Genomic DNA, 13,373 nt, shown 5'->3' on the forward strand with positions numbered 1-13,373 from the left:
ATACTCGTTCAGCCATCACTGCAGAAGAAAAACTTGAGCAAGAGCACCAAAAGACCAACGCTGCCCTTATCGAACGTAACCAGACATTAAAGTTACTTAACCAGGAGCTTGCCGATGCAGCCGACTATGTGAAAACCATTTTACCTGAGCCGATTACAGAAGGCCCCATTCGAACTGACTGGCGGTTTATTCCGTCAACATCTTTGGGAGGAGATGCATTTGGTTACCACATGGTGGATGAGAATCATTTTGCAATATACTTGATTGATGTCAGTGGTCACGGTGTAGGAGCCGCTTTACTTTCGGTTTCGGTTATGAATGTGCTGCGTTCTCAGTCATTGCCGAATACGGATTTCAAAAATCCTGAACAAGTATTAGAGGCATTGAACATTGCCTTTCCGGGTGAAGAGAATAACGATATGTTCTTTACCATATGGTATGGCGTCTATAAAAAGAGCACCCGCGAGCTAACTTACGCAAGTGGTGGCCATCCTCCAGCTATTTTATTTGACCAATCTCCAAAAGGTGATTATCAGGCCACACAACTTCGGACACCAAATTATATTATTGGTGGCATGTCAGATGGAAAATATCAAAAAAAAGATTGCCTGATTGGCGAACGAAACACTTTATATATTTTTTCAGATGGGGTGTATGAAGTTAAAAAATCAGATGGAACTATGTGGCGTTTTGATGAATTTGCAGATTTTATGAGCAATGTTAAGGCAGGTGGTCAGTCAATTTTAGATCGTCTATATAGTTATGCAAAAAACTTAGGAAAGTCAGATACTTTCGAGGATGATTTTACTATAGTCGAAGTTGTTTTCGGATAATATGAAGAATCCTAATCTTAACCATGTTGATCAACATCTGAACAACCGGATATCGGGGTTTTTTAGGAAGGAAATATTATAAGTATATGATATAATAATAAATATTTTGGTGGAGGCGGCGGGAGTCGAACTCGGAAAATAGTTATGATAACAAGTGGTTATCAATGACACAAAATGACGTAAAATGATAACATAATGAGCTTTTCCTTCTACAGCCTTTCCGGTTCGGATGTCACTAAGTATCATTTTAAATCATTCTATCACATAAAATTTGGGCACAATTATGGACACAATTACGGATAATATTTCCTGTCCAGCGACTACAACTATGCTACCAGGCAGCCAACTTAGTCAAGAACGCTATATTCCTCAAAAAGAGACAGACGATGGGAAGCATATTAAAATGGAAATTCATCAGTGATTCCGTAAGGCTGCAATTCTTCCCTTATCACCCACTTTATCCGTTCAGCGATATTCTCTCCAATGCCCTCAACGGATTGCAATTCCTCACTGGTTGCTGTTATGATGGCCTCTACACTTCCAAATTCATTTAGCAACCGGGCCGCTCTCTCGCTGCCGATACCCGGCAGGCCCTGCAGAATGAAAAGCTGTTTCTTACGCTTACCTTTTGGTCGTCTGCCGTGTCTTTGAACTGCGCCTCTGGCAAGAGATTTGATCTGCCGTGCCGTATATAAAATCAATTGGGCAGATTCAGATGGGCTTTTTGACCGTAGAACAGGAATCCCTAAAACTATGCTGACCGCAATTAGGGCTCCCTGCATCGCTTCTCTGCGAATACCGGTTTCGGTAAGCTCTTTCCCAGTACCTTCTAATAGCAACACACTGTTATATTTTGAGCTAGCTAATCGTATCGCCTGGCTGAAAAGTCTACCGTCAATAATGGATAACGCAAAGTCATTCAGCGTCTTTCTTTCAAATATCAGTCGATTGTCAACAAGGTAATCTCCAAGAGAAAGGCGTTTAATATCAACAGAAACACTTTTTGTTTCCGACAGAAACTTTATGACCTCGCTTTTACTTTCACGATCATCAACAATTACGGCTATTCGACGATTATTTTTGCTCTTATCTGATCTCATATATCTCACTAGTTGACGCCTATCATTCAGCTAAACCGTGACTCGACTCAGCCCAGATGGGAAACAACTCCTGCAGGGCGGACATGAATTTCTCAATTTGCAATTCCGGTCGAAAATAGGGGCTTTCCCTCAATCGGATCATGCCCAAACGCTCAGGCGTGGCAAAGTACTCATAAACCAAATGACCAGCTTCTATATTAAAGGGGTCCTTTTTATACTGGTCACGCAGCTGGAGAGCATACTCCCACTCTTCCTCTGTTGCCGTTGCCAAAATAGTATATAAATCCAATGCGTGATAGCGGCCGAACTCTTTATTAGGATCCTTAAACCTATCTCTGAATGCGAAAAGTTTCATCATGGAAAACGTGTAGGGATGTGGCAGGAAGATTTCAGATTTCCAGGCTTCACCAGAACTAAGGGCTCCCTTCAATACGATTGGCAGCAAGCCCTCTTCTAAGGTTAAAGCTTCGTCAACGGGGTGGGCATGTATTCCGACAGAAGGTTTGGGACGGGCGCGGCGGGTGTCTGCCTTCACCGTGGTTCCATTAAATCGACTTTGTGGACCGGTTAGGATATCAATCTTAATGCCACCCACATCAGTACCGTCAGGCCCGGGTTTAACAAACTGGTATTTTTCAGCTCCAGGGACAACTTCATAGCCCAGGTCTGCAATGGCGCTTACCAGCGGTTTTAGCTTTGATGGTTCGATCAGCAACTCAGGTCGAAGAAACAAATCGAGGTCATTCGTGGATCGCGGCTCTGGCCATTGATCCAAAAGCGTTCTCATGCCCGATTTTCTAACATAATCGGTTTTAAGATATATTCCAAAGCCACCGCCCGCGATGAGTCTAACATCTGAATCGTTCACTTTTTGCAAAAGGTCGAGCAATGCCGTTTGAAGGTCTATAATTCTGTTCACTGTTGTACCACTCCAGCATCATTTAAAATTAGGGCTTTTAATTGATCGGCGATTTCCTGGTCCCTCTTGTCGCCAACCATCATTTCCATATAAACCTGTAGCGGTGAAGCCCACCAAAAGCCGTTCTCTTGCCGGGCATCAAAATAGACCGGTTCATCCTCTGTTTCCAAAAGCTCAAGATTTGGGAATCGATCCGACTGGCTTCCAGGCAACCTATTAAGCAGCATCTCCACCTTGGGACAATAAACAGTCAATAGGTCTCCGCGCTGCATCATAGTGTATCGTGTGACAGAGGATGTTCCTGAAGCTATTAGGGGCAAATTTAATTGTTGTGATTGTTCAGATAGCAATTTCAATATCGACTTGTTGTTTTCCGAAATTTTAAGACGAATCCGTTCCTTTAAGGCAGGCGGATTATAATTCTCTCGTAATTTTTCCAATAGTTTATCGGGCTGTAGTAGGCGAATGGTTTCAGAGCGCGTGATAATCAGGTCTTCTACCATCGTTTTCAGAACCTTTGATACGGTTGAAAGGCTCATAGGTTTTTTATTCCAACGGTTCACCAGGAGATTTCGCTGGTTAATTGTTGCACGGATATCCTGAACAGTTTGGAAGTCGGAATAAACGAAAAACCCCCGTCCCACCATAGAACTGTTTTTCCGGTAAATATTTTTAATAGCGGCTGATGATGGGAATCGGTTCTTGCCGCCACTTCGAAATACACTGAATGTTCCTGGATAAACCACCACACAATTGCCACACAGATCAATGCCGCTAATCCCTTCCCTTTCCAGCTCTTTAAGCTGCCGTTCACTTAAAAACGGCATAAAAAGCATTGGAGAAATATTTTTGGGAAGGGGCAGTGATTTTAGATAATTGATACTATTTTGAAAAAATTTAGGCGTTGAAAGGGCTTTACATTCTATAGCGAATCTCGCCGATTTCCGCTTCCATTTCGCCTCGACATATGCATCGATACGTTTGTTATCCCCAACATCCAGTTGGTCGTCAATAAAGCTAAAAGTCAGGGGCGGTAACTGGACCTTTCCTTGCCGGAGTTGATCAAGCATTTCTTTTTCTGTTGGCATTTTCCTATTCCTATTTATTTTCTTGTTCAAGAAAATATACGGTTTCAGGAAAATTAGCAAGCAAAATATCGTTGTTTGATCGAATTGATGTGGAAATGGGTGCGGCTTTACCACATTCCTACGAATTTAATTTGGAGGCTTTGGTGGAAAGGATAATGGAAAAGGGGGACATTGCCTTTCGCGTATGCTCAGGACACTGGCTGATGAATTCCATAAATCTCTTAAAGTTACGGCGGCGGGATTAGAATGAGATATCAACGAAAATCCGCGAAAATCATAATAAATAGGCACAATTTTGGGCACAAAACAGAGATTGATCTCGACAACTATTTGATTTTATTATATACAAATGGTGGAGGCGGCGGGAGTCGAACCCGCGTCCGAAAATATTCCACTTGAACCTCTACATACGTATCCCGGATATTGATTTTCATGCTGTTGGTCTCCTCCAGGCAGGATACTAGCAGCACTAGCCTGTTAAGGTTTCGCCGATTCTGTCACAGGCAGGCAGAGTCGACTATCCTGCTAGTCGACGTTCTTACCGGGTCCGCAGGAAAAATCCGGCAGAACGATGGCCTAATTATGCGGCCATGGCATATTCATAATCGTCTGCGATTATGTTAAGCCCCATCATTTTAACGAGCTGACAGGACGCTCGGTATGCAGCTCAAGCTTCTTTATCCCCGTCGAAGCCGTTTCGCCCCCATAACCTGACTGTCAATTGCGGAAAGTAGGGTGGGGTATGTAAAAGAACCGGTTTGTATCTAAAAATTAAGTGATTTCAGGCGGTTTGTCAAGAAACTACGTACAATTATTGTACAGTTTAATACAAACAGATATCATAAATTTGGAAAGATTACTGCCATACCCAAAATACAGATGGTCACTGATTAGGCTTTTTGAATGCGGCACTGCAGCGATTTTTGATCCGGATAGCCCATGATGGGCTCGCGGCAGTCGATGTCGGTCAGCAAATTGGCGTTGGCATCCCCGGCCCACCCATGGGGCGCCAGCACGATACCTTCGGCCACACGCTCGTCGACACTGGCCTTCATTTTGACCTGTCCGCGGTTGGTTTCCACTACCACCGGATCGCCGTCGACGATGCCGTATTTGGCAGCCGTTTGCGGGCCGATCTCGGCCAGGGGTTCCGGGGAAAGCTTGCGCAGCGCTTCAACATCGTGGTGCTGGCTGTGGGTATAGTACAGATTGCGGTTACCAACCGAAAGAATCAGCGGATATGTTTCCAGAAACGACTTTTCCCCGCGCTCCGGACCTCTTTCCGGTTCCAGATAGGCGGGCAGGGGATTAAAACCCACCTTTTCCAGCTCGTCGCTGAAAATCTCAATTTTGCCGGTTGGGGTGCGAAACAGGCCTTCGGGGATCGTGTATTTTTTCTCGGCATAAAAATCGCCTTGCGGCTTTTCGTTGAGCAGATAATCAAAGGACAAACCGCTGGGCGCCAGCATAAAAGTGACAAATTCTTCTTCGGTTTTCCACGGAAAGCTGTCACTCAAGCCCAGCCGCCTGGCCAGTTCGGTCAGAAAACGCCATTCCGACCAGCTTTCATGCAGCGGTTCGATGCATCTTTTGCGCAGCATCAAAAAAGGCAGGCAATGGCATACGTTGTAGGTGTAAGCGATCCCCCATTTTTCAATATGCGAGCAGGCCGGCAGCACATAGTGGGCCAGCCGGGCGGTTGCGGTCATGAACAAATCGTGGACCACCAGAAGGTCAAGTTTTTCAAATGCCGCAGTGAAGGCATTGCTGTCGGGCATGGAAATCAGCGGATTTCCGCCGATGACCATAAAGGCCTTGAGTTTTTCCGGAATGCTCTCAGGGACCAGGGTCACAACCCCGTAAGGTGCCTTGCGGCCCCAGAGCTCGTAAAACAGCGGATACTGATCCCCGCCTAACGGCATGCCCTCCACGCTGTAGCCCGGGTGCCCGAAGCGCGGCGGCGGGCTTGTCACCCAGCCGCCGGGAATATTGATGTTGCCGGTGATGGTTTGCAAAACCGCAAAGGCGCGGCTGTTCTGGGTGCCATTGGCGGTTTGATCCTGGGTGCAGGTGCCCTGGAAGATACTGGCCCCTTTGGTGCCGGCAAAAAGACGCGCCAGCCGGCGGATATCATCGGCGGGAATCCAGGTCAACGCTTCTGCCCATTCAGGTGTAAAGGGCTGCACATGGGGGACCAATTTGTCAAAGCCGGTGGTTTGGGTTTCGATGAAATCACGGTCATAGAGATCTTCGGCAATGATGACGTTCATCATGGCCAGGGCCAGGGCGCCGTCGGTGCCGGGGCGGATGCGCAAATACATGTCGGCTTTGTCGGCCAGGGGGATGCGCTTGGGATCGATGACCACCAGCTTAGCCCCTTTTTTCAGGTTTTTCTTCATGAAAAATTTAAGCGGAAAATCGGACTGGTCGGGGTTGTGGCCCCAGAGAATATAGAGGTTGGCGTCCGGTTCTTCGGTGGGATAGCGCCCAAAGGTCAACTGGCGCGTGCGAATGCGCATGCGGTAACAGATACTTTCCACCGAAAAAAAATTTGGAGACCCGTAACCCGAGCGCAGCAGATGGACCAGGGTTGACATCTCCAGGTTTTCCACGCCGATGGAACCACAGAAAAGACCAAATACCTGCGGTCCAAACTCATCTTTAAGGACAATGAGCTTTGCAGCGATTTCGTCCAGGGCCTGATCCCAGGTGATTTCCGCGAAGCCGCCATTTTTACGCTTCAGCGGCTGTTTGAGACGCTTGGGGCTGTAAATGACCTCAAGGGCATTGGCACCTTTGGGGCACAAGCGGCCCTTGTTGAGGGGGTGGGATCCCAGGCCTCTGATTTTGACAGCCTGGCCGTCTTCGACCGTCACCCGGGTTCCGCAGCTATGATAACAGAGCGTGCAATCGGTAAAGATTTCTTTTTTTTCACCCATAGCGCCATCCTTGATATTGAGGAGGTTATCGAAGCACCCTGGCTTTTGGAAGAAAAGTTCGACTACCGGCCAGGGATAGGCTGGGAAGAAAACAGATCTGTCTATTTTGCTTTAGCTTTTCTGACAATCCTTCTTTCTTCCTCGGCGATAGGCGGCGGGACCGGCTCGCCGATCATCTGATCCACCGCACCAAAACGAGGGGGGCACACGTCAAAGCAGGTGCCGCACTTAATACAGATCTCCTGGTCAATGAGATGGATCTGGTTCTTGCCGCCTGAAATCGCCTCCACCGGGCATCTTTTGCGGCAGATCATACAGGCCTGGCATTTTTCCGGATTAATATAGTAAGAGACGACTTCATGAAACAACTTGTCGATCTCTTCTTCAGAGAACAATGCCTCATAATCGGCTTCTTTTTCAAGACGGGATTGCAATTTTTTTCTTTTGGCAATCTTGATATAGGGAACCAGCTTGCGAACGTCATCAATTTTGGTCTTTAATTCAGCTGGATCGATGCCCTCGCTTTCGCCCAGCGGGCCTATCTCTTTTATTCTCTTACTGAAATCGTCGACCACTTCGGTAAAAATGTTTCCTTCACCCGAAGACATGAATTCGATTCGCAGTCTTTCCGGATTCATCCCCAGGTGCGCCATGATTTTTTTGCTTAGCAGCACCATGTTAAGGGCATCGTAATTGCCATGGGTAATGTAGTTGCATTCATTCAGGCGGCAGCCGCCCAGAAACACCCCATCCATGCCGTTCGAAAAGGCGCGCAGCACAAATTCAAGGTCGACTCGGCCGGAACACATCACCCGAACAAGCCTGATTTCAGTTGAGTATTGCAGTCTGGAAACTCCAGCCATGTCAGCAGCGCCGTACGCTCACCAATGGCAGACAAAACCCAGGATATTCGGTTTAAATTTTAACGCTGCACTCATTTAGCTCTACCTTTTTTTGCAATTTTTTAGTTGCAATAGTTTTCAATTTGCCCCTGAAGCCCCAATTATAGCAAAATATTTTTAACCTAAACGGGGCAACCGGCAACGGGCTCAACCGGTCAACCTGTTCATGCATCTGGGACAGCGGCATCAATCTGGCTGAGCAGATCTTCATCGGTAAAGTGCTTCAGGTAAATCGCGCCGGTCGGGCACTTGGCATTGCACAGACCATCGCCTTTGCACAGAACCGGATTGACGACTGCCTTCTGGCCCTGGCGGGTTTTACGAAATTCGATGGCGCCGTAGGTGCAGGCGTCGATGCAGGCCCCGCATCCCATACACGTTTTCTCATTTACCTCACAAATCGAACCCGAGACGGTAACGATATCATGTGACAGAAGCGTCAAGGCTCTGCTGGCAGCACCATAGGCTTGGTTAATGGATTCCGGTATGTGTTTGGGATAGTGCGCCATCCCGCATAGATAGACGCCCTCGGTGCCGAACTCAACCGGCCTGAGTTTAACGTGGGCTTCTTTGAAAAACTCATCCGGTCCCAAAGAGACCTTGAATTGCTGGGCCAGTTCCCGGTTTCCGGCCGGCGGGATGACGGCCGCTGCCAGCACAAGATAGTCGGCATCGATGGCCAGCTTCTGGCCCAGTATGGGATCCGTCACTGCCACCCTCAGTACCGGCCGGCCCTCCGATTTGACCGCTTCCACCTGGGGTTTATCCTCCGGCTCCCAGCGGATGAAGCGCACATCATTGTCAGCCGCTTCGCGGTAGTAATCCTCAGCGAACCCGTAGGTTCTGATATCCCTGAACAGAATGTAGATATCCATCTGGGGATTCAATTGTTTTAGTTTCAATGCGTTTTTGATGGACTGGTTACAGCAGATGCGGGCACAGTAGTTACGGTCTTCCTGCCGGCAGCCGACACATTGGATCATCACCAGGCTGCCGGCGTTTAACAGTTCTTCGTCTGCGTTGACGATGCGATCCTCCAGCTCGAGGCCGGTCAGGACACGTTCATTTTCGCCGTAAAGAAATTCGGTAGGCTTGTAGGCATCCGCACCTACGGCGATGACGGCGGCGCCGTGTTTGATCTCGATGGCACCCCTGTCAGACTTGGCCTTGGTGGCGAAATTGCCCACATAACCGGTGGCTTCTGTGATAACCGCATCTGTGTAGACATATATAGAAGGGTGCTCATACACCCTGCGCACCAGATCATTCAGATAGGATTGAACATCCATGCCATCGAGCGTGTAATGGATTTTTCTGGCCGTGCCCCCCAGCTCTTTATCTTTTTCCAGCAGGTAGACGTCGTGTCCCTGGTTGGCAATCGAAAGTGCACAGGACATACCGGCGATACCGCCGCCCACCACCAGCGCCGTGCGGTTGACCGGCAGATCGATTTCCTGCAAGGGCTGCAACAGGCTTGCACGCGCAATCGACATGCGGGTAATGTCTTTGGCCTTTTGGGTGGCTTCATCGTGTTCCTTAGAATGCACCCAGGAGCAGTGCTCTCTGATGTTGGCCATTTCAAAATAATACTGGTTAATCCCTGCCTCGCGCAGCGTATCGCGGAATAACGGTTCAAGGGTTCTGGGAGAACAGGCCGCGACAACTACCCGATTAAGCCCTTTTTCCTTGACGATCTCGGCTATGGATGCAGCCGAATCGGTGGCACATGAAAACAGCTGCTCGGTGGCGTAAACCACATTATCCAATGTCTTGGAATATTCCACCACAGCCGGAACGTCGACCACTCTTCCGATGTTGGCGCCGCAATGACAGACAAACACCCCGACCCTGGGCTCTTCTTCGGAAACATCTTTTTCCGGCGGGTAAATCCTTTCTTTGGACAGCTTGCCCCGCCGGTAATCAAGATATTCACCGCATTGGGAGCCGGCGCCGCTGGCGGAATACACCGACTCGGGAATATCCATGGGGCCCTGGAAGGCACCGCTGGCATAGACTCCCGGCCGGGTGGTGGCCATCGGGTTGGCGGGGCTTGCTTTGCAGAATCCATGAGGTTCAAGCTCGATACCGAACTGATCGACCAGATTCGCAGCATCTGCCGGCGGGTTCAATCCTACCGATAGGACCACCAGATCAAATTCTTCTTCTTTAACACCGTCATCGGGTGTTGCGTATTTGATGGTTACATTTTTGGTGTCCGGGATTTCATTTCCAATGGAGACATAGCTTCGGATAATCCGAACGCCGGGAAGTTGTTCGGTTCTCTGAAAAAAGAGCTCGAAATCCTTGCCGTATGAGCGAATGTCGTTATGAAATATGGTGCACTCAGCATCAGGGTCGTGATCTTTTGTCAGGATCACCTGCTTCTGGGTATAGGTGCAGCATACGGACGAGCAATAGCTGTTGCCGCCCGGAATCACCTGTCGGGAACCGACGCACTGAATCCAGGCGATTTTGTGCGGATGCTTGTGGTCGGATGGCCGCAGAACTTCTCCCTCGTGCGGCCCGGTGGCGCACAGCAGACGTTCAAAATCAAGACTGGTCACCACATTTTCCATGCTTCCGTAGCTATAGTCGCCCCGCACCTTGGGATCAAAGGCCTCATAGCCCGGAGACAAAACAATGGCACCCACTTTGACGTCCATTTTTTCCGGTTCTTGATGCAGGTCGATGGCGTCGTTCTTACAGACATCTTCGCAAATGCCGCATTTTTTCTCTTTCAGATAAAGACAGTCTTCATGGATATAGGTGACCAGTGGAACGGCCTGCGAGAAGTAAATATGGACGGCTTTATTGGCCGACAGGTCCTGATTGTAAGGATCCGGAACCTTAACAGGGCAATACTCAACACACACCGCACAACCGGTGCAATTGTTTTCGATAACGTAGCGGGGCTTTTTGTTCAGCGTGACCGTGAAATCACCTGCTTCCCCCGTTACCCTTTCAATTTCGGTATACGTCAAAACCTCTACGTTGGGATGCCGGCCGACCTCGACCAGTTTGGGCGAGAGAATTCACATGGAACAGTCATTTGTGGGATAGGTCTTGTCCAGCTGGGCCATTTTGCCGCCAATGGCAGGTGACTTCTCAACCAGATAGACCCGGTAGCCCGAGTCGGCCAAATCGAGGGAAGCCTGAATTCCGCTGATGCCCCCGCCGACGACCATCACATCTCCAAAATTGCTTTCCGCATAGTCTTTACATAACTGTTCGATTTGTTCTTTTTCCAATTCCATTTGTCTTTACTCACTTCTAACTTATTATTATAAAATGGATCTTTTTAATTTTCATTCACCATCAGAAAATTGCATCGTGGATGATCTCCGTAATATCCTTAATTTCTAATTTGTTACCATTGTCAGCCGGGTTGCCTTCACCCTCAGCGAGCATGAGCTTGCTTTCTTCAAAATGCGTGATGCAGTAAGGGCAGGATGTCACCAGCACCTCTGCCCCGACCCCGGTGGCCTGCTCCAACCTGAGATCGGAGAATCGCTCGCCCTTGGGCGTTTCCATCCAGATGCGGCCGCCGCCGCCACCGCAGCACAGGCTGTTTTCGCGCGCTTCCGGCATCTCGCTCAACTCTATGCCGAGTATTGCCTTTAAAGCCTCCCGCGGCTGGTCGTAAATATCATTGTGCCGGCCCAGGTAACAGGGATCATGATAGGTGACTTTCTTTGCGTATTCATTGTTGAGCTCAAGGCGGCCGTCTTCAATGAGCTCTGCTAAAAACTGGGTGATGTGAACCACTTCAAAATTGACCATAAATTCAGGGTATTCGTTTTTAAAGGTGTGGTAGCAGTGGGGAGAGGACACCAGAACGCGCTTGACCCCGTTATCAATAAAGGTTTTGATGTTTTCTTTGGCCAGGCGGCTGAATAATTCTTCATCGCCGGTTTTGCGGATGCTTTCCCCGCAGCAGTTCTCCTTGTTGCCCAGTATGCCGAAATTGACCCCGGCCTTTTTTAAAATACTGGCAGTGGCCACCGCCACCTTTTTTAATCGCGGGTCATAGCTGAGGTAGCAGCCGGGGAAATACAAGATTTCCATCTCCTCGTTGAAGGCTTTGACAGAAAGGCCTTCGGCCCATTTGGCCCGGTCATCGCGCTTTTCGTTTAAGGGGTTGCCTTCTCCCGTGAGACTTGCGCTAATGGTGCGGATGGGTTTGACGGAGGTGGGAAAGACCCCGTACTCGGTGGCAATGCGACGTAAAGAAACGCCGGATTCGATGATTTTGACCCCCCGGGGGCACTGCCGCGGGCAGTTTCCACAGGACGTACAGCGCCATATATCTTCGCCTTCGACCTGTGTCATGCCGAAGGTGGCCTCGCGAATGATCTTGCGCATGCTAAAGGTTCTCACCCGGTTCCACGGGCACACCGTGTCGCACAATCCGCATTGATAGCAGTGCTTAAAGGCTTCTCCGCCGGACTCTTTGATGACATCGACGATCTCTTTATAGTCGGCAACGTTCTCCAATGTCTGTCTTAATCCTCTTTTTTATATTAACAAACGGTTCAAATGTTTTGGATTTAAGGTTCAGGGTTCAAGGTTCAGAGGTTCAAACCGCTTGAACCATCGCGTTTGCCGGAAAATGAATCATGTTGGATCCGCTGATGAACCTCCTGCAGGCTAACCCAGAACCCAGAACCTAGTCGGAACCTTTGTCTTTCTTGGACATGCGAGCCAGGGCATCTTTGACCTTCTGTACGCCATGTTTTTTGGCCAGCGCTTCCAATCCGATCTCCAGCTCCTCAGGTTTTTCTTCTGCTTCGCTTTCCTCTTCTGTTTCTTCATACGTGAGGGCGTCATGCGGGCACACCTGAACACACATGGGCACATCGATGGGCGGGTCGTCTTCACACATATCGCATTTGAGCGGCAGGCCCGAATCGGGCTCTTTGAAAAGATCCCTGGACGGGCAGGATACGCCGCAGAAGCTGCATTGGCTGTATTGCTTGCCGTCAATCCTATACGAGTGCCTGCCGGTGCATTCAGACGGCGTGTAATCACCGCCGCGGATCGGCACATAACAATCGTTGAGCTCATCGATCACCACCCGGATACGCGAGCGGGCCGGATTGATGCTGCTATACTTTGGACTGGCATGATATGCGGAGCACGCGACCTCGCATGCACGGCAGCCAATTCATTTATCAAGATCAACTTTGATTTCTTTGATGATTCTCTTTTTTAACTCAGCGCTCACGGTTAAAACTCCCTTTCACCTTATTTTGCATGAAAATTAATGCGAAGTTTAGCTTGTTTTTAATTATAGATAGTCAAACAAATTATAGATGTGAAACAATATACCGCTCAGTTATAATGGATGAAAATCATTTTATCGCATTAATTTTCACCCGTTGGTCTTCGCTTTCAGCTTCGCCCCAACAAGCTGGGCGAGTCGGACGCTTCCACCGGTCCGCCTCAGGCGGATTATTCAGAGCGAAGCATAGTTGACTATAGCTTCGCCCTGAAGTGCCTTGCATCTGAAAGCCTCCAACTCATGCAAATTAAGGTACTTGTTTTTCCTTTTTTACCGATGTTTCTTTGGCAGAAGCATCTTCACCGTCTGAC

At 48.7% G+C, this 13,373-nt stretch carries 9 protein-coding genes and 1 other RNA gene; 1 reads left to right on the forward strand and 9 read right to left on the reverse strand.

All coding sequences use genetic code 11. The features are described from left to right. Positions 1 to 833: PP2C family protein-serine/threonine phosphatase (locus tag QNJ26_18510; protein ID MDJ0987539.1), on the forward strand; the 833-nt coding region annotated here is incomplete at its 5' end. Between the two features lie 398 nt (positions 834 to 1,231). Here the strand turns inward: QNJ26_18510 and QNJ26_18515 are convergent. The 9 genes from QNJ26_18515 to QNJ26_18555 form a co-directional block, all read right to left on the reverse strand. Further along, on the reverse strand, positions 1,232 to 1,933 hold the full coding sequence (locus QNJ26_18515) for an ERCC4 domain-containing protein (GenBank protein ID MDJ0987540.1): 702 nt from the start codon (positions 1,931 to 1,933) through the stop codon (positions 1,232 to 1,234). Positions 1,934 to 1,955: 22 nt separating this feature from the next. Next, a complete protein-coding gene (locus tag QNJ26_18520; protein ID MDJ0987541.1) occupies positions 1,956 to 2,852 on the reverse strand; it encodes a hypothetical protein in 897 nt (298 codons plus the stop codon). Continuing rightward, positions 2,849 to 3,940, reverse strand: a complete 1,092-nt coding sequence (locus tag QNJ26_18525) for a hypothetical protein (protein ID MDJ0987542.1) — start codon at positions 3,938 to 3,940, stop codon at positions 2,849 to 2,851. Before QNJ26_18525 ends, QNJ26_18520 begins: the two co-directional genes overlap by 4 nt. Before the next feature lie 350 nt (positions 3,941 to 4,290). Further along, positions 4,291 to 4,645, reverse strand: a transfer-messenger RNA (tmRNA) gene (gene ssrA / locus QNJ26_18530). A 185-nt stretch (positions 4,646 to 4,830) separates the two neighbouring features. Next, positions 4,831 to 6,879 (reverse strand): molybdopterin-dependent oxidoreductase, encoded by a 2,049-nt coding sequence (locus QNJ26_18535; GenBank protein ID MDJ0987543.1) that lies wholly within the window; start codon positions 6,877 to 6,879, stop codon positions 4,831 to 4,833. A gap of 101 nt (positions 6,880 to 6,980) precedes the next feature. Next, complete coding sequence (locus tag QNJ26_18540; GenBank protein ID MDJ0987544.1) at positions 6,981 to 7,817, reverse strand: hydrogenase iron-sulfur subunit; 837 nt, start codon at positions 7,815 to 7,817, stop codon at positions 6,981 to 6,983. 128 nt (positions 7,818 to 7,945) lie between these two features. Then, a complete protein-coding gene (locus QNJ26_18545) occupies positions 7,946 to 11,035 on the reverse strand; it encodes a CoB--CoM heterodisulfide reductase iron-sulfur subunit A family protein (protein MDJ0987545.1) in 3,090 nt (1,029 codons plus the stop codon). Between the two features lie 61 nt (positions 11,036 to 11,096). After that, positions 11,097 to 12,275, reverse strand: coding sequence for a (Fe-S)-binding protein (locus QNJ26_18550; GenBank protein MDJ0987546.1), 1,179 nt, complete (start codon positions 12,273 to 12,275; stop codon positions 11,097 to 11,099). 172 nt (positions 12,276 to 12,447) lie between these two features. Further along, positions 12,448 to 12,945: a (4Fe-4S)-binding protein gene (locus QNJ26_18555; protein MDJ0987547.1), complete on the reverse strand. Its 498-nt coding sequence runs from the start codon at positions 12,943 to 12,945 to the stop codon at positions 12,448 to 12,450. Positions 12,946 to 13,373: the final 428 nt, after the last annotated feature.

Source organism: Desulfobacterales bacterium, from assembly GCA_030066985.1.
Taxonomy (GTDB): Bacteria; Desulfobacterota; Desulfobacteria; order Desulfobacterales; family JAHEIW01; genus JAHEIW01.

Coding starts and splice junctions, on each gene's coding strand:
- QNJ26_18515 (MDJ0987540.1), bottom strand. CDS start 1,933: ATGAGATCAGATAAGAGCAAAAATAATCGTCGAATAGCCGTAATTGTT.
- QNJ26_18525 (MDJ0987542.1), bottom strand. CDS start 3,940: ATGCCAACAGAAAAAGAAATGCTTGATCAACTCCGGCAAGGAAAGGTC.
- QNJ26_18535 (MDJ0987543.1), bottom strand. CDS start 6,879: ATGGGTGAAAAAAAAGAAATCTTTACCGATTGCACGCTCTGTTATCAT.